This is a genomic window from Ferruginibacter sp., assembly GCF_049840995.1.
GTDB lineage: Bacteria > Bacteroidota > Bacteroidia > Chitinophagales > Chitinophagaceae > Ferruginibacter.
Genome location: NZ_JASGIP010000003.1, coordinates 1,437,580 through 1,459,848 on the forward strand (window position 1 = coordinate 1,437,580; position 22,269 = coordinate 1,459,848).

17 protein-coding genes are annotated in these 22,269 nt (G+C 42.3%); 13 read left to right on the forward strand and 4 right to left on the reverse strand.

Annotation, left to right across the window (positions count from 1 at the left end):
• Nucleotides 1–13: 13 nt before the first annotated feature.
• From QM738_RS08010 to QM738_RS08020, 3 genes are all read left to right on the forward strand, one after another.
• The gene (locus QM738_RS08010) at nucleotides 14–334 is read left to right on the forward strand and encodes a hypothetical protein (protein WP_462276165.1); all 321 of its coding nucleotides are present in this window, start codon (nucleotides 14–16) and stop codon (nucleotides 332–334) included.
• 109 nt (nucleotides 335–443) lie between these two features.
• A complete protein-coding gene (locus QM738_RS08015) occupies nucleotides 444–2,852 on the forward strand; it encodes a hypothetical protein (RefSeq protein ID WP_462276166.1) in 2,409 nt (802 codons plus the stop codon).
• Between the two features lie 128 nt (nucleotides 2,853–2,980).
• Nucleotides 2,981–5,017: a M13 family metallopeptidase gene (locus QM738_RS08020; protein WP_462276167.1), complete on the forward strand. Its 2,037-nt coding sequence runs from the start codon at nucleotides 2,981–2,983 to the stop codon at nucleotides 5,015–5,017.
• An 84-nt stretch (nucleotides 5,018–5,101) separates the two neighbouring features.
• Here QM738_RS08020 and QM738_RS08025 read toward each other — a convergent pair whose 3' ends face one another.
• Nucleotides 5,102–5,962 carry a COG4315 family predicted lipoprotein gene (locus QM738_RS08025; RefSeq protein ID WP_462276168.1) on the reverse strand — a complete coding sequence of 287 codons (861 nt, stop codon included), beginning with the start codon at nucleotides 5,960–5,962 and terminating at the stop codon, nucleotides 5,102–5,104.
• Between the two features lie 438 nt (nucleotides 5,963–6,400).
• On the opposite strand from QM738_RS08025, the gene rplM reads away from it, so the two are divergent.
• The 4 genes from rplM to tsf all read left to right on the forward strand — a co-directional run bounded on the left by rplM (nucleotide 6,401) and on the right by tsf (nucleotide 9,302).
• Nucleotides 6,401–6,844: a 50S ribosomal protein L13 gene (gene rplM / locus QM738_RS08030; protein WP_462276169.1), complete on the forward strand. Its 444-nt coding sequence runs from the start codon at nucleotides 6,401–6,403 to the stop codon at nucleotides 6,842–6,844.
• An 85-nt stretch (nucleotides 6,845–6,929) separates the two neighbouring features.
• Complete coding sequence (gene rpsI / locus QM738_RS08035) at nucleotides 6,930–7,319, forward strand: 30S ribosomal protein S9 (protein WP_462276170.1); 390 nt, start codon at nucleotides 6,930–6,932, stop codon at nucleotides 7,317–7,319.
• A gap of 109 nt (nucleotides 7,320–7,428) precedes the next feature.
• Nucleotides 7,429–8,328 carry a 30S ribosomal protein S2 gene (gene rpsB, locus QM738_RS08040; RefSeq protein WP_462276171.1) on the forward strand — a complete coding sequence of 300 codons (900 nt, stop codon included), beginning with the start codon at nucleotides 7,429–7,431 and terminating at the stop codon, nucleotides 8,326–8,328.
• A gap of 149 nt (nucleotides 8,329–8,477) precedes the next feature.
• Nucleotides 8,478–9,302, forward strand: a complete 825-nt coding sequence (gene tsf / locus QM738_RS08045; RefSeq protein ID WP_462276172.1) for a translation elongation factor Ts — start codon at nucleotides 8,478–8,480, stop codon at nucleotides 9,300–9,302.
• Between the two features lie 68 nt (nucleotides 9,303–9,370).
• Here tsf and QM738_RS08050 read toward each other — a convergent pair whose 3' ends face one another.
• Both QM738_RS08050 and QM738_RS08055 read right to left on the reverse strand, forming a co-directional pair.
• Complete coding sequence (locus tag QM738_RS08050) at nucleotides 9,371–10,714, reverse strand: S41 family peptidase (RefSeq protein WP_462276173.1); 1,344 nt, start codon at nucleotides 10,712–10,714, stop codon at nucleotides 9,371–9,373.
• 136 nt (nucleotides 10,715–10,850) lie between these two features.
• Nucleotides 10,851–11,405, reverse strand: coding sequence for a hypothetical protein (locus QM738_RS08055; RefSeq protein ID WP_462276174.1), 555 nt, complete (start codon nucleotides 11,403–11,405; stop codon nucleotides 10,851–10,853).
• Between the two features lie 18 nt (nucleotides 11,406–11,423).
• Between QM738_RS08055 and QM738_RS08060 the strand changes: the two genes are divergently transcribed.
• The 4 genes from QM738_RS08060 (at nucleotide 11,424) to QM738_RS08075 (ending at nucleotide 17,777) form a co-directional block, all read left to right on the forward strand.
• On the forward strand, nucleotides 11,424–13,256 hold the full coding sequence (locus QM738_RS08060) for a tetratricopeptide repeat-containing sensor histidine kinase (protein ID WP_462276175.1): 1,833 nt from the start codon (nucleotides 11,424–11,426) through the stop codon (nucleotides 13,254–13,256).
• Nucleotides 13,257–13,315: 59 nt separating this feature from the next.
• The gene (locus QM738_RS08065) at nucleotides 13,316–13,981 is read left to right on the forward strand and encodes a response regulator transcription factor (RefSeq protein WP_462276176.1); all 666 of its coding nucleotides are present in this window, start codon (nucleotides 13,316–13,318) and stop codon (nucleotides 13,979–13,981) included.
• Nucleotides 13,982–14,083: 102 nt separating this feature from the next.
• The gene (locus QM738_RS08070; protein ID WP_462276177.1) at nucleotides 14,084–16,624 is read left to right on the forward strand and encodes a LamG-like jellyroll fold domain-containing protein; all 2,541 of its coding nucleotides are present in this window, start codon (nucleotides 14,084–14,086) and stop codon (nucleotides 16,622–16,624) included.
• A gap of 19 nt (nucleotides 16,625–16,643) precedes the next feature.
• Nucleotides 16,644–17,777: a DnaJ-like cysteine-rich domain-containing protein gene (locus QM738_RS08075; protein ID WP_462276178.1), complete on the forward strand. Its 1,134-nt coding sequence runs from the start codon at nucleotides 16,644–16,646 to the stop codon at nucleotides 17,775–17,777.
• Here the strand turns inward: QM738_RS08075 and QM738_RS08080 are convergent.
• Complete coding sequence (locus QM738_RS08080; protein WP_462276179.1) at nucleotides 17,769–20,705, reverse strand: FAD-binding and (Fe-S)-binding domain-containing protein; 2,937 nt, start codon at nucleotides 20,703–20,705, stop codon at nucleotides 17,769–17,771. The two genes, QM738_RS08075 and QM738_RS08080, sit on opposite strands and share 9 nt — an antisense overlap.
• 89 nt (nucleotides 20,706–20,794) lie before the next feature.
• On the opposite strand from QM738_RS08080, the gene QM738_RS08085 reads away from it, so the two are divergent.
• Both QM738_RS08085 and pyrH read left to right on the forward strand, forming a co-directional pair.
• A complete protein-coding gene (locus tag QM738_RS08085) occupies nucleotides 20,795–21,415 on the forward strand; it encodes a hypothetical protein (RefSeq protein ID WP_462276180.1) in 621 nt (206 codons plus the stop codon).
• Nucleotides 21,416–21,509: 94 nt separating this feature from the next.
• Nucleotides 21,510–22,229, forward strand: a complete 720-nt coding sequence (gene pyrH, locus QM738_RS08090) for a UMP kinase (protein WP_462276181.1) — start codon at nucleotides 21,510–21,512, stop codon at nucleotides 22,227–22,229.
• Nucleotides 22,230–22,269 lie beyond the last annotated feature (40 nt).

Sequence of the window (22,269 nt, forward strand, 5' to 3'; positions counted from 1 at the left end):
ATTAGATTAAATTATGCTGGAGATCATCGCAATTATATTCCTCTCAAGAAAGAATGGTTTTCTTGCAGAATCAAAAGGATTAAAGTCCGGAACATGGATAAGGTATACAGTACTGGCCTGGATAGGTTTTGAGTTTGCAGGGGCATTGATAGGAATGATTTTATTTGGGCCCTCTGATATGCTCTCTATTTACCTGCTGGCAATTGCCAGCGCTGTAATGGGCTATTTTGTGATAAGGGATATCTTACTTAAAAAGCCTTTTGTAAACAATGACGATACCGATAACACCAGAACTAGGGTTGACGACCTGTATCCCGACAGAAATAAAAACTAAAGAAATTGTTAAAGGGTTGCCATAAGTAATAATACTGCCTATTATTGGCGAGTTTTGTTTTAACCAAAGACAGATCAATTACGTTTAAAGAACCAGCAATCATTGAACAATGACCATACAAAGTTTTTGCAAAAAAATTGTACTGCTTGTATTTCTCTCTGCCACCACTAATTGGGCCTTTAGCCAGGTGCCCATTGATTCGCTGGTAAACCAGCTGGGGCAGAAATACCCGCAGGAAAAGATATACCTGCATTTCGACAAAAGTTATTACAATGCCGGAGAGACCATCTGGTTCAAGGCTTATCTCACTACCGATAATCTTGCTAGCACATTAAGCAAAACCGTTTATGCCGAACTGATAGACAATAAAGGCACCGTGCTGCAAAAGAAAATGATGCCTGTGTATGAATCCGGCGGGGCTTCACATTTTGAACTGCCCGACACACTCAATAATACCAGCCTGTATGTAAGGGCTTACACATCATGGATGCTGAATTTCGATTCTTCACTCATGTACCTGAAAGCGATACAGATAGTGCCGTACAATGCAGCAAAGAAAATAGCTACAGTAGCTCCTGCACCCTCCTACAGCGTTACATTTTTTCCCGAAGGGGGAGATATGGTGGAAGGTATTGAATCAAGGCTGGCATTTAAAGCCAACGACCAGGATGGTATACCCATCAGCATCAGCGGCAATATTGTAGATGGGGCTGGAAAGAAAATAACCGCATTTTCGTCTATCCATAACGGTATGGGCTATTTTTTATTCACCCCGGCGGCAGGCGAAAAATACCGGGCCACCTGGAAAGATAAAAAAGGAGTAGCACACGAAACGGCTTTACCGGCGGCCAAAAAAACGGGACTGGTACTGAACATAACCAATAGTGCCGATACGGTACGCTTTACTTTAAAAAGGCCCGACGATGTACCGGAAGATTTTACTTCATTTACAGTAGTGGCACAAATGCAACACCAGATGGTGTACAATGCAAGAGTGAATATGGCGGCCAAAAAACAGGTAAGCGCCCCGATACTCACGGAGAATTTTCCGGATGGTATCATGCAGATCACCGTTTTTAATGCAGCACAGGTACCCGTTGCCGAACGCCTCGCATTTTTAAATCACAATAGCTTTTCGTTTGTTACCGACCTGCATGCCATTGAAAAGAATATTGTAAAACGCGGCCACAATACCCTGCAGGTAGATGTGGGCGATACTATATTCAGTAATTTATCCATTGCTGTTACTGATGCAGGACTTAACCCGGTTACGCCCAACGAAGAAAATATCTTCTCCAACTTTTTACTTACCAGCGACCTGAAAGGATATGTATATAACCCGGCCTATTATTTTTCCAGCGATGCAGATTCTGTAAAACAACAACTGGACCTGGTGATGATGACCAATGGCTGGAGAAGGTTTAAATGGGAAATGCTGCTGACAAAGCAATGGCCTAAATTGACTTTTCCTATAGATAATTATATTTCCATCAGGGGAAATGTATACGGCTTATCTAAAACACAGCTTACCAAAAAAGAACTGATCGGTTATATAAAGACCAAGAGCAATACCAGCGATTTTATAATGATACCGCTGAATACGGACGGACAGTTCAGGCTTACCGGCATGTTCTTATTCGATACCGCAAAACTGTATTACCAGATCAATGCGGATAAGGATAAACGGCTTACTTCTATTGCCACATTTAATTTCAAGAATGAAGTAGCAAATGCACCATCACCCGCAGCTGCATTTCTTGCTTCGGCTTACCTGAATATGAAAATTGACAGTGCCACACAAGTAAAGAATGCAAAAGTGGCCGCTTTTCAACGCTCTTTATTTGAAAGCAGGGTAAAAACACTGGATGTGGTAAAAGTGGTGGGCAGGCAAAAATCGCTGAAGGAAAAAATGAATGAACAGTATACTTCCGGTTTCTTCACCGGCGATGATGGTTATACATTTACCACCGAAGATGATCCCTTTGCCAAAACTGCCACCAGCGTATTAGAATACCTGCGTGGAAAAGTGGCAGGCCTGCAGATTGCCAGTGATGGGCAGAGTGCAACATGGCGCGGCAGTGAGACCAGCATATTCCTGAACGAAACCAGTTCGGATGCCAGCCAGTTGCAAACCATTACCATGTCGGATGTGGCAATGATAAAAGTATTTCGTCCACCATTTTTTGGTGCCATGGGTGGAGGCGCCGGTGGTGCAATAGCCGTGTACACTAAAAAAGGTGGCGGCGATAATTCAAATGTAAAAGGTCTTGACTTTACCAATATCTACGGCTATTCTCCCATTAAAGAGTTTTATATGCCCGATTACGAAAAGACCAATACCGACGAACCGGATTACCGCAGTACGCTTTACTGGAATCCATTCCTGATAATGGATAACAAAACAAGAAGGATAAAAATACCTTTTTATAACAGTGATAACTGTAAAAAAATAAGGGTCATTATAGAGGGGGTTAACAGGAACGGACAGTTCACCCACGAAGAGAAAATATTTGAATAACACTTAAAGGCTGCAATTAATGCAGCCTTTTTTACAACTCATCCTGCATTAAGTACACCGCTTATCAATACTACTTGCAACCCCGCTTTTTTTGTTTTAAATTCAGCACCTGAAATATAAACAGTCTTATGAGCAAGTATTCTTCTTTGCTGCTTTGCGCAGTCTCCGCAATTTTTTTTGCATGCAATAACGAAACACCTGATACAGCACAACAGATAAAAGGCTTATCCATGCAGAACATTGATTCATCTAAAAGACCCGGCGATGATTTTTACATGTATGCCAACGGTAAATGGTACGATACCGCCACTATTCTTCCTACCGAATCACGTGCAGGCGCCAGGCTGGAAATGGACTATGTAACCAAGGCACATATAAAAAGTATTTTGGAAGAAAGCGCCGCAGCTACCAACACTGCCGGAAGCATTGAACAGAAAGTGGGCGACATGTTTGCATCGGGCATGGATACCACTGCTATTGAAAAAGCAGGTTACACACCATTAAAACCATGGATTGATAAGATCGCTGCTATAAAAGATACCAGGGGGCTGCTGCAATATGAAGCAGAGCAGCAAACGATGCAAAACCCTTCCATCATCGGGCAGTATATCGGCACCGATGAAAAAAACAGCACACAGAATATAGCGGTGTATTACCAGGCTGGTCTTGGTTTGCCCGACAGGGATTATTATTTTAAGACCGACCCGGCCACACAGGATGTAGTGAATGCCTATAAAACTTTTGTAAATACCCTGTTTAAATTAACAGGCGATGATTCTGCCACTGCGGCAAAAAACACCGCTATCGTTTACGATATAGAAAAACAAATGGCCACCAGCCACCGTACCAATGTGGAGCTAAGGGATCCGCAAACCAATTACAATAAAATGGCTGTAGCAGACCTCGATAAAAAAATGCCGGCAATAGGATGGAACAACCTTTTAAATGACCTGCATGTAAAAGCCGATTCTGTGAATGTGGGTCAACCGGGTTATTATGCAAAGCTGAATGAGTTATTAAAAACTGTTCCGCTGGAAAACTGGAAAACGTATATGCGTTTGCACCTGCTTACCAATACAGCGTGGATACTGAGCAGTGATTTTGTAATGGCCTCTTTTAATTACAATGGCAAAGCATTGAGCGGCCAGAAAAAACTAAAAGACCGTTGGGAAAGAATATACCAGGCTATTGATGGAAGTATTGGTGAAGCATTGGGGCAACTGTATGTAAAAAAATATTTCAGCGAAGCGGCCAAGAAAAAAATGCTGGAGCTGGTGAATAACCTGCAGGTGGCATTTGAGAACCGCATTACAAAGCTGGATTGGATGAGTGATAGCACTAAACAAAAAGCTATTGCAAAACTGCATACGTTCATCAAGAAAATTGCTTTCCCGGATAAGTGGAGGGATTACAGCAAAGTAACTATACAGCGCAATGATTATTTTGGCAACATTGTATCCAGCAGCAAGAATGCTTACGAGCATGATATCAGCAAGATCGGCCAGCCGGTTGACAAAACAGAGTGGGGCATGACGCCACCCACCAACAATGCATATTACAATCCCGGTTTCAACGAAATTGTTTTTCCTGCGGGCATATTACTATACCCGATGTTTGATATCAACTCCGATGATGCAATGAATTATGGAGGCATTGGCGTAGTGATAGGTCACGAAATGACACATGGTTTTGATGACCAGGGTGCACAATTTGATAAGGATGGTAATTTAAAGAACTGGTGGGCGCCCGAAGATTTTGCAAAATTCAAAGCCAAAGGCGAACAAGTGGTAAAACTCTACAACAGTTTTGTGGTGCTGGATTCGGTGCATGTAAACGGCAGCCTTACACAGGGAGAGAATACGGCCGATATTGGTGGTGTGGCCATTGCATACGATGCATTTAAAATGACCCAACAGGGAAAAGATACCGTGAAGATACAGGGCCTTACACCCGACCAGCGTTTCTTTTTAGCCTTTGCACAAAGCTGGCGCAAAAAAATAAAAGACGAAGCCATGCGCCAACAGATCAATACCGATCCGCATTCGCCGGCCATGTACCGTATACGTGGCCCGTTAACGAATTTCGATCCGTTTTATACAGCCTTCGGTATAAAGGAAGGCGACAAACTGTTTATACCGCAAAAAGACAGGATACATATCTGGTAAACAATTGCATTGTAAATATTAAAATCGTGGTGACGCTTACAGGCGTCACCACGATTTTTTTGATCAGGATCCATACTGGTATAGTTATCTCGGTGCAAGAGCTGCATCTTTTGTTGCAACAGGCCATATAGAACCTGCAGGTTGTGCTGCAGGAAAACTCACGCCTTTATTAGAACCTCGTACCAAACTATCTGCACCAAAATAATACAGCGGCCAGCCTTTATACGTCAGTTGTTTTCTGCCATTGAAAGTAGTTACCACAAACAATGTTTTATCGAATGTGGAAGGCACTGTGATATTATCTGTTTCGTAAATAGGGAAGGTGGCATTGTTAGAAAAATCGGGCTTGGTGAATTTGTTTTTATACGCACTGTCTTTGGTAAAGAAATACAATGCGTTGCCTTTTTCATCACATAAATAAGCAGTAAGCCCGTTGCCCGGAGTATAGTTGCTTAGATAATTTGTACCATTTTGCCCGGTAAGTTGAAAGTTAGCTACGGTAATGGAATAATTTGTTTTTGCTACAAACCAGATACCGCCCACAGCTTCACCTGTTACCTGTCCCGATGTTTCGGCCACACCGCTTGGAGTATAATAATATAAGGGCCAGCCTTTGTAAGTGGTTTGTTTAGCGCCGCTGGTATTGGTGATGATCTTGAAATCGGTTGATAAAAGGCCATCGCTGAAAGTGGTGTTGGTGCTATCGGCCAGGTAAACGGTCCAGTTGGTAAGGCAACCACCGGTGCAGTTGGATTTGCCATTGGCATCGTTGGAGAAATAATAGAGCGACCTGCCATCTTTATCTACAATATGTTTGCCCACGGTGGCATTGGAATCCAGGTGAATATCGGTACGGGCTGCGGCACCGGAATCATTTTTATTGCAGGAATAATAAAGGGTCACAGAAATGATAATAACGGTAAGGAATAAACGAATATTTTTCATATACAAAAGTTTATGGAATATTGCCTTAAGCTGGTTGCTTTTATAAAGCAATATTCCAGGTGATCAATTGAATTATAATTATACTATCGGGCTGATGCTGCCAGGAGTTGCCAATAAAATAGATTTTTTTATAATGGGTATTTTATTCCACAAGCCCGGCGTTGGGCCAGTTTTTCTTCATTTTTAAGGCAGGGGTTTACCGGCTATTAAAATTTTAATTCAAAAATTTTACTGAAAATCAATTAATTATAAAGGTGTGTTGCAAAATTGTTCCCGATTTCCTTGGAAAATAGGATGAAAGGGGCGTACCTTCGCGGTCCCAAAAAAGCTGCGGGCAAATTCCTGCAGTGGAAGGGCGGGCCGGTCGGGATGGCGAAAGGCCTGATAGTATAAACCACTTCCCTGCTAAAAACAAAGCGGGAGGTAAAAAAAATAACAATGAGCAAATTACATTTCACAACCAAGCATGCTAACGCGGCTACCGTAAAACACAACTGGTATGTTGTTGATGGTACTAATCAAACCGTTGGACGTATGTGCGCAAAGATTGCGGCTGTTCTTCGTGGTAAGAACAAAGCCTATTACACTCCACACGTTGACTGTGGTGATTTTATTATCGTTATTAACTGTGATAAGGTTAAACTGACCGGTAATAAAATGGAAGAAAAAATTTACGACAGCTTTACCGGTTATCCTGGTGGACGTAAAGAAGAAATCGCTAAAGACCTTTTAAAACGCAGGCCTGAAGTGATCATCGAAAGAGCAGTAAAAGGTATGTTACCTAAAAACCGCTTAGGCCGCCAGTTGTATAAAAAATTATTTGTGTACCAGGGTGCAGCACATCCTCATGGAGCACAACAACCAAAAGAACTTAAATTCTAAAAACAGCTTCAAGCCATCAGCTACAAGCCGCAAGCAAAAACACTGCCCCTTGAAGCTTGAAACTTGAGTCTAAAAAAAATAATAAATGGAAAAGCAAAAAAACGCAGTCGGCCGCAGAAAAGAAGCTGTAACCCGTGTTTTCCTGAGCAAAGGAGAGGGAAAAATTACAGTGAACGGTAAAGACTATAAAGCCTATTTCCCGTTGGTATACTTACAAAACCAGGTAGAAGCGCCTTTAAAAACTATTGAGGCTGCTGATAAATATGATGTGGTTATTAATGCTACCGGTGGTGGTGTTAAAGGTCAGGCAGAAGCTGCAAAGCTGGGTATTTCCCGTGCATTGCTGGAAGTGAGCCTTGACTATCGTCCTGCTTTAAAAGCAGCCGGCTTGCTGAAACGTGATCCACGTTCTGTTGAGCGTAAAAAACCAGGTCGCAAAAAAGCAAGAAGGAGCTACCAGTTCAGCAAACGTTAATCAACAGCCACAAGCTGCAAGAAACAAGGGTGCAGTATTTATGTACTATTTCCCTTGCGGCTTGAAGCTTACAGCTTAACAATAATAATAACTACTTTAATAATACAAGATGGAAAATACAACATCATTACAACAGCAACTTCTGGAAGCAGGCGTTCACTTTGGCCATTTAAAAAAGAAATGGAATCCAAAAATGCTGCCTTACATCTTCGCAGAAAAAAAAGGTATTCACATTATCGACCTTAACAAAACTGTTGAAGGTTTACAGGAGTCGGCTGCAGCTTTAAAAGCTATTGCCCGCAGCGGTAAAAAAATAATGTTTGTAGCTACTAAAAAACAAGCTAAAGAGATCGTAAGCGAATGCGCAAGAAGGGTGAACATGCCTTACGTTACTGAACGCTGGTTGGGTGGTATGTTAACCAACTTCAACACCGTACGTAAAAGCGTTAAAAAGATGCAGAGCATCGAAAAAATGCTGAATGACGGCAGTGCTGAAAGCCTTACTAAAAAAGAACGTTTAACACTGGCACGTGATAAAGAAAAACTGGAAAAAGTATTGGGCGGTATCGCACAGATCAGCCGTGTACCAGCTGCTTTATTCCTGGTGGATATTGGCCACGAACATATTGCAATGGCAGAAGCAAAAAAATTAGGCATCAGCACTTTTGGTATGGTTGATACCAACTGCGATCCTAATAAAGTTGACTTTGCTATTCCTGCAAATGATGATGCTACCAAATCGATCTCTATCATCGTAAACTATTTAACTGCTGCTATTGTAGAAGGTTTACAGGAGCGCCAGGCAGATAAGGACAGCGAAGATGATCACGGCGATGTGGAAGAATCTGCAGAAGCAAAAGCTGCAAGGTTTGAGCAGAAAGCGGATGGTGGTGATGACAGGAACAAACGTGGTGGTGGCAGAGGCCAGGGCGGACCAGGCGGTCAACCTAAGCGCCGTGTTGCAGGACCAGGCCAGGGTGGCAGGAAGCCAGCGGGTGGAGCAAGATAAGAGACCCCACCTATCCTCCCCTGAAGGGGAGGGAAATGGAGGAGATTGAAGCGAAGATGATGTTTTGATAATATTGTAAATGATGCTATTACTAAGGCAGTTTATAATTTGAAACATTATCCATTATTAATTTTTAATTACTAATTACAATGAGTGTTACTATAACAGCAGCAGATATCAATAAATTACGCCAGGCAACCGGTGCAGGAATGCTGGATTGCCGTAAAGCTTTAACTGAAAGCAATGGCGATTTTGAAGCAGCCATCGACTGGTTGCGTAAACAGGGCCAGAAGGTAGCGGCTAAACGCAGCGACCGTGAAGCCAAAGAAGGTGTGATCATTGCACAAACTACTGCCGATCATAAAAGCGGTATCGTATTATGCATCAGCGCCGAAACTGATTTTGTAAGCCGTAACCCTGAGTTTGTGGCTTTTGTACAAAGCATCGCCAACGCAGCGATCGACCGCAATGCACAGACTGTTGAAGAATTGAGTGAAGTGATGATCGGTAACGAAAAAGTATCTGAACTGATCAATGATAAACTGGCTGCTATCGGTGAAAAGATCGGTATCACCCGTTTTGAAAGACTGAACGCAGATTACGTAGCTTCTTACATTCACGGTGCAAACCGTATGGGTGTACTGGTAGCTATGAACAAACACGAATACGAAGCTGGTAAAGATGTGGCAATGCAGATCGCCGCTATGAACCCGCTGGCTGTTGATGAAACATCTATTGCTCCTGAAACTATCGCAAGGGAAAAAGAGATCGCCATCGAACAGATCAAAGCTGAAGGCAAACCAGCTGAAATGGCTGAAAAGATCGCTATCGGTAAAGTAAATAAATTCTTTAAAGAAAATACTTTACTGGCACAGCCTTACGTAAAAGATAACAGCAAATCTGTTGCTGAATTCTTAAAGAGTGTTGATCCTGAATTGAAAGTTTCAGCATTTATAAGGGTGGCCTTAGGTTAATATTGTTTTAACTATCACATTATAGAGAGCGAAGCAATTATTGCTTCGCTTTTTTATTTGCTGTTGCTTTACTTTGCTATAAGACTGAATGCAAATTCCTTTACCGGATCCTTGCCATTGATAATATCTTCTATGGAAGGCATGATAGTGTACGCAGGAATAATGCCCCGCCCATCATTTTCCTGCTGCCGGATGCGGAATGGTTGAGTGGATATCTCTGCAATGATCTTTGTGCCTGGCAAAATAAAATCCCTTGGCTCGCCATTGATAAGTATATGCCCGCCGGCGCTTTCTTCACCAATGAACACGGCCCTCTTGGTAAATTCCAGGTACGAACATATTATACCCGAATTGGAAAAACTGCCACCATTGATCAGCACGTATACATTACCGTTATAAGCACTTTTAACAGGATTGATCACCCGGGATTGAGTGCTGCCCGGCAGGAAATGAATGGGTTGTTTTAACAAATGCGACAACAGGGTAACGCCCGGTTTAAAATCACCGCCCTGGTTGTCCCGCAGATCAAGAATAAGGTTGTCGATATTGTTGTTGCGTATTTCTGTAAAAGCCTTGCTGATGCTGTTATTGAAATCCTGCTGGTACACATCTTTTAAAATATCATTGTCAAAGCTTTTGATGGTAAGTACTGCTGTATGTTGCGGCTTGCTGATATCCAGTACAATTCCTTTTCCTTGTTTTGTAAGTGCAGCCTGTGCAGGATAACGCAGTTTTTTATAAAAAGCAATACTGTCCTTACTGAGTGCATTGATGATCGCTTTTTGTTCGGCGCCCTTATTTTTATAACGGATGGTATATACTTCCGGGTGGCCGAAGGAGAAACCATAATACTCTTTAAAATAATTGGTCAATATCCAGGCGGGATAAGTATTGCTGTAACCATCCCTTATCTGCCTAGCAGTAAGTTGTGCTAAAAGATCCGTTGTCTTTATTCCATTAATACTTATTATCTCAGTTCCTTCTTTTATAATACTGTCGGCAGCACAATTCATACGGATATACAGCTTATCGCCTGTTAATAAAAAGAAATAAGGGAGAAATTTTTCGTGCTGGTTATAATAATTGGTCAGCTCTTCGCCGGGCAGCAACATGGTATGCCCGTCTTTTATGATGGAATGCAGGAAGCTGATATGGTAGTAAAATGCTTCGGCAGTCAAGGGGCTTGTAATGTTTTTATAAAGACTGTCGAAAACCGTATCCAGCCTTGCTTTTGGAGTATAGAGGTAAAGTGCGGGATGTTTCTTTTCGAGTTTTGTTCTCAGGAAGTTAAAGTCTTTTCGTAATTGTTCAACGGAAAATTTTTGTGCAGGATCAAAACTGGTTTGCTGGCTGAAACAGGTAAAGCAGCATAATAGAAAAAGAAGAAAAAATAACCGTTTGAATAACTGCATGGATAAGTAACAATAAAGTGGTTTGTGAATGATATTGCAACTGTCGCGCCTGTGTAAGTTAATCTAATATGCGATAAATAAAAAACCGCTGCACTTGACTGCAACGGCTTTATCAAGGTTCAAAGCACAAAAAAACTTAACGGGCGTATACGCCATTGGGGCTTACCACGCTTGCTGGTCCGCCGGTAATGCCTACAGGCGGTACAATGATATTGATAGATTCGCCATTTACTTTTAAAACAACTTTGCGGGCATGTATCTCAACACCCTGCTGGTAAAATGGTGGCATGGCCGAAGGCTCGCGGTTAATTAAGTAGGGCGCAGTAAAGTCGCTCATCTCCACTTCAAATGTATGGCCGGCTACAACGCATTTGCTGTAAGCCTTATCTGCTGTAATAGTAATTTCAAAGTTGGCATTTAATACGGGCGCCTGTTCAAAAGGTGTGCCTGCAAAAATATTGGGGCCAAAGTATTTTCCAACAGTTTCATCGGTGCTTACAAAACCCATTACTGCGGGCATTGCATTGGGGTCGGGCTGCCAGAGTATCATACCGCTGGCGGCATTGCCCACAGGCGTATTTACCATTCGGCCAAGATGTACAATTACATTGGGCATTTGCAGGTCGGGGGAAGTTACTGCCACCAGGTCAATACCGCCTTCCCAGCTCATCCATTTTGAAACATTGTTCATAAAATAAGTTTAGGGTGATTGTATGTAGTAAAAGTAATGTGCGATGTGCACCAGGGTAATACCCGCCACTGGGTATTTTATAAAACAACCACCGATCTGCTTTTGCTTATTCACCGAAACAATTATCTTTCGGTAATAACAGGATCGATGCGGAAAATTATTTTAATAGGTATGTTGCTATTGCGCTGCTTTTTTGTAAAAGCGCAAAGCGATAGTGTTGCCCGGTTGGTGGCAAGACTGGAAAAAAATAATGACAGTAAAGCCGTTATTGCCGAGATCAATGTTATTTTAAAAAAAGCAACGCCATCAACAGAAGATAAGCTGGCCATACAAACATCGCTGGTGCATAAATACCAGGAACTGCAGCAATGGGATACCTGTCTTGAATACTGCCAGCAACAGGTTGCAGCGGCACACCTGCAAAACAATACTTTGGCAGAAGCCAGTTTTTACAAACTCATCGGCAATACTTATTATCATATTCCTGATAAGGACAAAGCGATCACGTATTGGGAAAAATGTATCGCTTTAAGTGAGCCAAACCGTTTTAATGTTTTGCTGGAGCACAGTTACCATAATATTGCGTCGGTATATATTGAAAGGAACTACAGGATGGATATTGCGGAAACGTATCTACTGAAAGCGATCGGCCTGAGTATTGCAGGCAACACTGCTGCAACTGTATTAGGCAGGTTGCATTACCGCCTGCTGGCAACGTTGTATGAAAGAACTGACCAGCTTATAAAAGCGGCACAACTGTACGATACCGTCATCACGCAAAGCCGAATTGCACATGATTCGGCCAATCTTTCAGAAGCATTGATGTTTTGCTCGAACGTATTGGTAAAGCAAAAAAAATATAAAGAGGCACTGGAACTGAATGAAGAAGCATTGCATATCTCAAGAATGGTGAATAAGCTTGATATGGTGCAGACGGCGCTGGAATTTTACTCGAGGAATTTATATGCCGCCGGAAATTATAAAGCAGCATACGAATACCAGGATACCCTGAATGCTTTGATCGCGACAAGGTATAAAGGAGACCTGAGTAATAAAATATCTGAAGCAGAAGCAAAATTTAAAACGGCCGAAGCAGAGCATGAAAAAGCGCTTGCTGTAATTGCAGCCAAAAAGCAGCAACAACTATATATACTGGGCCTGGTGGGCTTATTCGCAATAAGCGCTTTATTGTTGTATAATTTTACTCAAAAGCGTAATGCAAAGCAAAAGGCGCAACTGCAACTACAATTGCAGGAAGAAAAAGAAAGACTAAGCCGCGACCTGCATGATAACCTTGGTTCTCAAATGGCGTTGCTTTCCAACAATATTGAAACGTTGGATATAAATTTTAAAAAGCAACAGGATGTTGATACCCATATTGAAAAAGTAAAAAATACTGCCAAGCAATTACTGCAAACATTAAGAGAGACCATCTGGATACTGAATAAAGAACAGGTGACTGCACAGGAATTTTTCGACAAACTGATCGATTATGCACAACGTTATATGCTGTCTTATCCCTTGATGAAATTAAAAACTGCAGGAGAATGCAGGGGGGATAAACTGCTTAATTCGAACGAAGCATTGCAGTTGTTCCGGATATGCCAGGAAGCTATCACCAATGCCTGTAAATATTCGGGCAGTGAAATCCTGCTGCTGCAGGCAGATAGTACCGCTGAAATTTTTACGGTAAAGATCGCTGATACAGGAAAAGGCTTTGACAACACGGCCATTGACACTGGTGTTCATTACGGTTTAAAAAATATGCAGCAGCGGGCAGCGTCCATACATGCTGCAATAAAAATTGCTGCTGAAAAAGATAAAGGCGTTTCAATAACCATAACCATATAAGATCACAAATGCCGCACAGGGGGTATTGCTGATCTATGATGTAATTTTATTTTTGTATCATGCTTATAGGTATTGTAGATGATAAATTGTATTTAAGGAATTCACTGAAGGAAAAGCTGGCTTCTGTTGAGAATGATATTAAAGTTGTGATAGAAGCAAGCGACGGTACTGAATTCCTCAAACTTATAAAAACCACTTCTCCTCAACCTGATGTGGTATTGATGGATATCGAGATGCACGAGCTGAATGGAATTGAAACGGTGCAAAGAGCTGCACCGGTCTACCCATCTGTAAAATTTATCATGCTGACAGTTTTTGATGATGACGACAGGATATTCAACGCCATTAAAGCGGGGGCACACGGTTATCTTTTAAAAGAAGAAACTGCACAGAATATTATTGATGCCATTTACCAGGTTCACCAGGATGAAGGTGCACCGATGAGCCCCGGCATAGCCCGTAAAGCATGGAAATGGCTTACAGCACTACCGGCAACACCCGCAGTTCAAAATCAATCTGCAAAAGACCAACTGGAACCACTTTCTGAAAGAGAAAAAGAGATATTGAAATGCAGCATGGAAGGAAAGGAGTACACGCAAATAGCTGCTGAACTGTTCCTGAGCAAACATACAGTGCGCCAGCACATGAAAAATATTTACAGCAAACTGCATGTAAGCAGTAAAATAGAGGCGCTGCAGATAAGCCTGAAAAATAAATGGATATAGATCCCTGCCACTCATCTATCAAATGCCGCACAGGGGGTATTGATTACGGAAATATTTGAGAACATTTTTGCATCCTGACCGCAATCATTTAAACCAGGTGCAATGAAACAATTATTTTCCCTTTTATTTCTTTTAACCGGCGCCGCTGCTACAGCCCAGTTTACCAACGCCAACAAAGTGCTGCATTTAACCAATGCTGCAGATGAGGGTATTGCCATTCCTTATAATAGTGCACTTACTTTCGGTGTATCGCAAAGCCTTACGGTAGAAGCATGGGTAAAAACCGGCGATAACGTGAATTGTATGATGGTATTTGCCCACCAGGACTGTCCCGCATCCGGCTCTCCCGGTACCATGCTCTATATATCCGGCGGCAAAGCCTGGTTTTATTGTAACCTTACTTATGCAACTTCATCCTGTTCGGTGGCAGATAACAAATGGCACCATATTGCAGCAGTAAGAAATACGGTAACAGACAGCCTGTACATTTATACTGATGGTGTATTGCAGGCGCAGGTATTGGATAATAGCACTACATCATTATCTACTATAAACTCCAACAACTGGATAGGCCGCAGAACCATATGTGGTTCTGTTTGTAATTATTACGGCGATATGGATGAAGTAAGGGTGTGGAGCAAGGCTAAAACCGTAACCGAGATCATTACACAAAAAGACGGCGAACTTGCAGGAAATGAAACATCGCTAATAGCTTATTATAATTTTAATACTTCCAGTAACGGTACTGGGCAGACGATAATTAACAACTGCACCAACACAGGTGCTGTTCTTAATGGAACCAGCCAGGGTACTGCCACAGAGCCTGCTTATAATACGGCACAGCCACAGGGTTATTTTGTTCCCTGCGATCCCGTGCTGTGGTTAAAGGCAGATGCCGGTGTGTATACCGATGCAGGTGTTACATCAGCCGGCAATGGGCAAACGGTGCAGCAATGGAACGACCAGAGCAGTAACGGAAACCACGTTACGCAAACCACTGCAGCTAATAAACCCACTTTTAAATTACCCGATGCTACCGGCCAGCCTGCATTATATTTTGATGGCGTGAATGGAAAGAATTTTTTAAATAATACAACCAGTAACCTGGTAACGGCAGGTGCTGCACGCACAGTTTTTATTGCGGCACGGAGAGATTGCAATATACATGCCGGTGGCGTTGTGGGTGGAACATTATTCACTTTCAGGCGAAGTGGTCTTATCAATAATCTTATTTATGGTGCTAACAGCTATGGCACTCCAGTATATATTTATTCGGATAATAATGGCGTAGGCAATAATAACGCAACGATCGGCAGCAATACAATTGATACCGTACTGAATCCCGTGGTAGTAACGTATAAAATTCCGGCAGCAGGCAGCCAGCTGCAATGCAATATCAACAGTATTGCACAAACCGTTAACCAGGGCAGCGGTTCGGTTACAACAGAAACGGGCGTAACCGGTTTTACTGTTGGCGACCGAGAAGACCAACCCGATCTTGACTGGAGCGGATGGATCTATGAAGTGATCGTATACAACCGAACACTTACAGGCATTGAAATTGCACAGGTGGAGGGTTATTTAAAGAACAAATATAACACCGGCTCATCTGCACCATTTACAGCATTACCCGCAGTGCAAACCAGCAGCAATAGTTTGCTGGATGATGGTTTATGGAAACATAGTTACAATAGTGCAGACAATTCCAAAGTGATCGCATCGGTAAAAGATTATTGCCTGAACCTGGGTACAAGGAATGATGTGGTGTATGAAGATGCAACTGCGGGCCTGTACAACGGGCAGCGATACATGCGCAGGCATTATGTAATAAAACCATCCCTTAACCCTGCCGGCACAAAACGGGTAAGGTTGTATTATACTAATGCAGATTTTGCCGACCTGCAAACTTATATACCTTCATTAATATCGGCGGGCCAGTTGGTGGTAACAAAATACAGCGGCAGCAACGAAGATGGCGTGTATGATCCTTCTGGTGGAACGGTTACATTCATTCCTGCATCCCAGGTAACCACGGGTAGCTTGTATGCTAATAATTACCTGGAGTTTGATGTAAACGGCTTCAGCGAATTTTGGATACACACGGGTTTTGGAGCTTTGCCATTGCAGTTCATCAATATATCCGCAACTAAAAAAACAAATGCGGTTGAAATAAACTGGAACACCGCCAATGAAATAGATGTACAACATTTTGAATTGGAAAAAAGTGCGGATGGCGCCACTTTCAGATCATTTGCAATAGTAAATGCAAAAAACCAGGCACAAAATAATTACACATTTACGGATTTTTTGAATAACCTGCTGCCCGATCAAAAAATATGGTACTACCGTATTAAACAGGTAGATAACAACGGCGCTTATAAATACAGCAGTACAGTAAAAGTGAACTTCAGCAAAAGTATAGATGTCAGCATTACACCCAACCCGGCAAAAGACAAAGTGGTGATCCATACATCCGGAGCGATAAAAGAATTACAATTGGTAAATATGAATGGGCAACTGGTAAGAACATGGAAACCTGCAATTGATCAGCAATACAATATAACAGGAATAAGTAGTGGTGTTTACCTGTTAAGGCTGATGAATGAAAACATATTGCAAACTGAAAAGATCGTTATTCAATAATGATATAACATTGAGCACAATGCAAGTAAAATTTATTTTAACGGGCTTAATAACAGGTATTGCAGCTGTGGTAACAGCACAGCAGCTGAAAGTAAAAGCTGCTATAATTACCGACTCAGTTTTTAAAGGAAGCTATGTAAAAGTGCTCTCCTTTGCCGATAAAACCGATGACCATGTTTTTAAAGACATCAAAGGAAAAACGGTGGTAGTGATCAGCGAATTTCTACAAATGCCTGCAAAAGGTTTATACAGTGGTATTGCTGAAATGAAAGCTGGGCAACAGGTGTATTTATATAAAGCGCAACTGCAAAAGGTACCCGGCGATCCGCCACCATTTATTTCCAAAACTATCGAGGAATGGAAAACGGATGAGTTTTTAACAGGGTTGGCTATACCCGATTATATAAAAGAGAAAAACCGCCCTGCAACTGCACCACAACAAAGTGATTTTTTAAACAGTCTGTCCATTGAAAACATACCGGTTAAAAAAGATGAACAGCCTGCTGTAAATACTGTTGCTTCAACCAATAAAAATATTACAGAGCGTGCCGCAGCCACCACGCCCGATGCAACGGTTACAGACTGGACAAAGCAAACTGCATTGTACAGCGATCTTTGCGATTCTGCTAACAAAGAAGCCAATTTGGGACACTATGAAGCTTCATTAGTTTATTGCAATGCTGCCATCCGCCTTCATCCCAATTTAGCCAACGGTATTTTTTTGAGAGGAAGAATTTACCAGCATTTTGGAATGTACCGGCTTGCGGTAAAAGATATGGAGCTGGTAGCACAACAAAGTGCAGCATTACGATACCAGGCCAATCAAAATATAAGCGAGTGGCGGCCCTATGCAGATAAGCAACCACTTACCAATGATGAACGGGCTGCGGTACAACAAATACAAACTGAAAACAATGCGGCAAATAAAATTATTAAGAATTCACCCAACCAATTAATAACCGTTACCTGTCCCAAGTGTGGCGGCAGTGGAAAAATAGAAAAGTTTGGAAGGCATACCGGTTACATTAAAGTAGTGGATTACAGCAGCGGAAAAAAATTATACAATGAGTTTGGTGTCAGTGAAGGGTTTTATACTGAAACCTGCTACCGTTGCAGTGGTTCGGGTAGTATCACTAAACTGGTATCACAATAAAGCTTCGTATAAAATCTCCACCGGGTGTTTTGCTTTTGCACCCGTACCATCCTTTATTTGATGCCGGCAACTGGTGCCCGGCGCAGCAATGATAGTATCTGCAGCAGCATTGCGCACCGCAGGAAATAAAACCAGTTCACCGATCTGCATACTCAGATCGTAATGTTCTTTTTCGTAACCGAAAGAACCAGCCATGCCGCAACAGCCGCTGGGGATGGTTTCGACACTGTAGTTAGCGGGAATGGATAACATGCTTACAGTAGCAGCAGTACCACTTAATGCTTTTTGCTGGCAATGCCCGTGCAGTTTTATTTTTTTAGTTGCGGTGGAGAATAAAGCAGCATCAATGTTTCCTGCAGCAAATTCTTTGGCTATAAATTCTTCGATGGTGTATACATGCCTAGCCAGCTCTTTTGCTTTGGATAAATTATCATCCGTTGCCAGGTCAATATATTCGTCTCTTAACGTAAGTATTGCAGAAGGCTCAATACCGATCAACGGATTGTTTTCATTTATTACAGGATACAACAGATCGATATTTTTATTGATGATCTCTTTTGCCTTACGCACCAAACCTTTGCTGAGCCAGGTACGGCTGCTTTCCAAATGAGTGGGAATAGTTACTTCGTAACCAGATTTCTCTAATAACTGTATTGCTTTGATACCGATCTCCGTATCGTTATAGTTCGTGAATTCATCACAGAATAAAAATATCTTTTTACCGGATGTGAATGGATTTACTTTTTGGTGTTTTGCAAACCAGCTATGTAAAGTTGTTTTGTACATGGTTGGCATGCTGCGTTTGGCGGCAAAACCCGATAAACTTTTAATAGCGCCACCGATCAGTTTATTACCAACAGCAAAATTATACAGCGACGGAGCCATAGCGCCCAACTTTGCTGAGGCTGTAAAATTGGCGATCAGTTTACTGCGGAACGGCACTCCATTAGCATCGTAATAATGCTGTAAGAATTCTGCTTTTAATTTAGCAACATCCACATTGCTGGGACATTCGCTTTTACAACCTTTACAACTCAAACACAGATCCATCACCTCATAAATTTCTTTATGATCAAATCGGTTGAGCTTATCGCTGTTGGTTAAAAACTCTCTCAGAATATTTGCTCTTGCACGGGTGGTATCCTTTTCATTTTTTGTTGCCATGAAAGAAGGACACATCGTGCCACCACTTAAAGCCGTCTTCCTGCAATCGCCGCTGCCATTGCATTGCTCGGCATGCTGCAATACATTTTGATTGTTGAAACGGAAATGGGTTGGAAAGTCTGGTGTTTGCTGACCGGGCACATAGCGCAACATGGTGTTCATGCTCGGTGTATCCACAATTTTATTGGGATTGAAAATATTATTGGGATCCCAGGCTTTTTTGATCTCTTTTAAAAGCGCATAATTTTTTTCACCCACCATTTGTTTAATGAACTCGCCCCGCAGCCTGCCATCACCATGTTCGCCACTCAAGGAACCATTGTATTTTTTCACCAGCGTGGCAATTTCTTCAGCAATGGTCCTGAACAGCTGGTTGCCTTCCACCGTCTTTAAATTAATGATCGGGCGCAAATGTATCTCACCGCTGCCTGCATGTGCATAGTGTACAGAATACAGGTCGTGCTTTTTCAGTATCTCGTTAAAATCACGGATAAAATCCGGCAGGTCATTCACATCCACTGCTGTATCTTCAATCACCGGCACCGCTTTTTCATCACCAGGTAAGTTACTTAACAGGCCAAGACCAGCTTTGCGCAAGGTCCATATCTTTTTACTGTCGGCGCCAAATAATAACGGGAAGTGATACCCTAAATTAGCAGCCCGCATATCCGCTTCCACCTGTTGTGCAATGGCCGTGATCTCTTCCCGGGTTTCGCGGCAGAATTCAATTACCAGTATGGCACCGGGATCGCCCTGTACAAAAAAACGGTTCTTGCTTTGCTCAATATTATCCTTGGTACATTCCAAAATATAATGATCGATCAACTCGCTGGCGCTGGGCTTATATTTTAATGCAATTAAATTGGCTCTTAAACTTTCATCAATCGAATTGAAATGTACACAAAGCAATCCCACTTCTTTGGGCGGCAGTGGCACCACGTTCAGTTTTATTTCGGTAATAAAAGCCAGGGTACCTTCGGAACCTGCCACCAGTTTGCAGAAATTAAAATCTTCTCCACCGGCAGTAAAAGGTGCCGCATCAACCAGGATATCTACTGCATAACCCGTATTCCTTCTTTCAACAGATCTTTTAGGAAATTCTTTTTTTATCTCAACCTGGTTATCGTAATTGCTTAACAGGTTTCTTGTTTTTTTATAGATCGCAGCTTCCAACCCATCACCCTCACATTTTGCATGAAATTCATCCAGGCTGAGTGTTTTAAACTCCGCTTCGCTGCCATCGCTTAATAATGCTGTTACTTCCAGCAGGTGCTCCCGCGTACTGCGGTACACCACCGAATTACTGCCACAACTATTATTACCCACCATACCACCGATCATCGCACGGTTAGCTGTGGAGGTTTCGGGCCCAAAGAACAGGCCATGCGGTTTTAAAAACATATTCAGTTCGTCCCGTATCACGCCGGGCTGTACCCGTACCCATTTTTCGGCAGCATTCAGTTCAATGATACCCGTAAAATATTTGGAAACATCCACCACAATACCATTGCCCACCACCTGGCCTGCCAGCGAAGTACCGGCAGTGCGGGGTATCAGCGAGGTTTTATGCTGCAGTGCAAATGCGATCAGCTTTTTAAGATCCTGGCTGCTTTTAGGGATGGCAACTGCCAGGGGCAGCTCCCGGTAAGCGCTGGCATCTGTAGCGTATAAAGTACGCATGGTGGTATCAAAAAAAGATCTCCTTCCAGTTGTTTGCCCAGTTGCTGCAGCGCCTCCGTCATTATTAAAGTTTAAGGATTGCAAATATACTTTAAGCAGTAATAAATACCTTGCTTTGGGTAGTGCAGCTTTTGTTTTAAATATGCATATTTACAGTACTAAAATTAAACTTTATGCAAAAACTGTTACAGTCTATAACCGCTGTACTGCTGCTGTTGGTAAGCAGTACCGCTTTTTCGCAAACCGCAAAGCCATTTGCTATTGCCGATTTTAAAAAAGCCACCTGGCAGGTAAATAACAATGGAGATGTGTATGATTTTATAGTAAGCAATCCCAAAGGCAGCACCACCACCGATTTTGAATTTGACTGGGCCATGACCACCGGCACTGATATGAATGGCCATATTAAACTTACCAAAGCTGCTATGGCAACAGCTATGGCGCAAAACAATTATTTTGGCCCCCGTTTAAAAAATGCCACGCTCACCGATAAAACCACGGTATGGGTAAGCCAGCAGGTATATACCGATCTTGCTAAAAAAGGCAAGGCCACGATGGATGTAGGTAACGGTGCTGAAGAATTTACCGTTGTTACCGATAAAGAAGGCGAAGCGGAAAAAGAATCTTTTAAAGACGCGATCAAAGTGAAAGGAGTTGAAAAAACAGTTACCACACTGCATGTAAAAAATGCGGATGGCAGCAGGCAGTTATGGATACTGAATAACCAGCAAAACCCCGTGATCATAAAGATGGACCTGGGCTGGTCGATCACTTTAAAAACAGTGGAATACTAGCAGCAATACGCTATTGGATCAAAGCATTGCTATTAATTTAAATAAGAATGGCTGAAAAGGTATAAAAATATATCTTCGCATAAATTTTTGCGTAATGGCTTTAAAGTATAAAAGAATTCTGTTAAAACTTTCGGGAGAGGCATTGATGGGGAAAAGCAATGATGGTTACGAACCGCTTGATATCAGCATCATTGCACAGTATGCTAAAGATGTAAAAGAACTGATTGCAGCAGGGGCCGAAGTGGCAATAGTGATTGGCGGTGGTAATATTTACCGCGGTATGAACGAAGCCGAAACAGGTATTGAAAGGGCGCACGGGGATTATATGGGTATGCTGGCCACCGTTATCAATGGTATGGCATTGCAGGCCGGGCTGGAAAAAGCCGGTGTATATACCCGCCTGCAAAGCGCTATAAAAATGGAACAGATCGCTGAACCTTATATCCGCCGCAGGGCCATCCGCCACCTGGAAAAAGGAAGGGTGGTGATATTCGGCGCCGGTACCGGTAACCCTTATTTTACTACAGATACTGCCGGTTCTTTAAGAGCTATTGAAATTAAAGCCGACGTAATTTTAAAAGGCACCAGGGTGGATGGTATCTACACTGCAGATCCTGAAAAAGATCCTGCTGCCACCAAATACGAAACCATTTCTTTTGCCGATTGTATACAGAAGAACCTGAAAGTAATGGATATGACGGCTTTCACACTTTGCATGGAAAATAAATTACCCATCATTGTTTTTGATATGAATCAACAGGGTAATCTTTTAAAAGTAGTGAATGGAGAAAAAGTGGGTACGCTGGTAAGCTAGAATGGTAATACAACTTATTACATACAAATTGTCCCGGGCT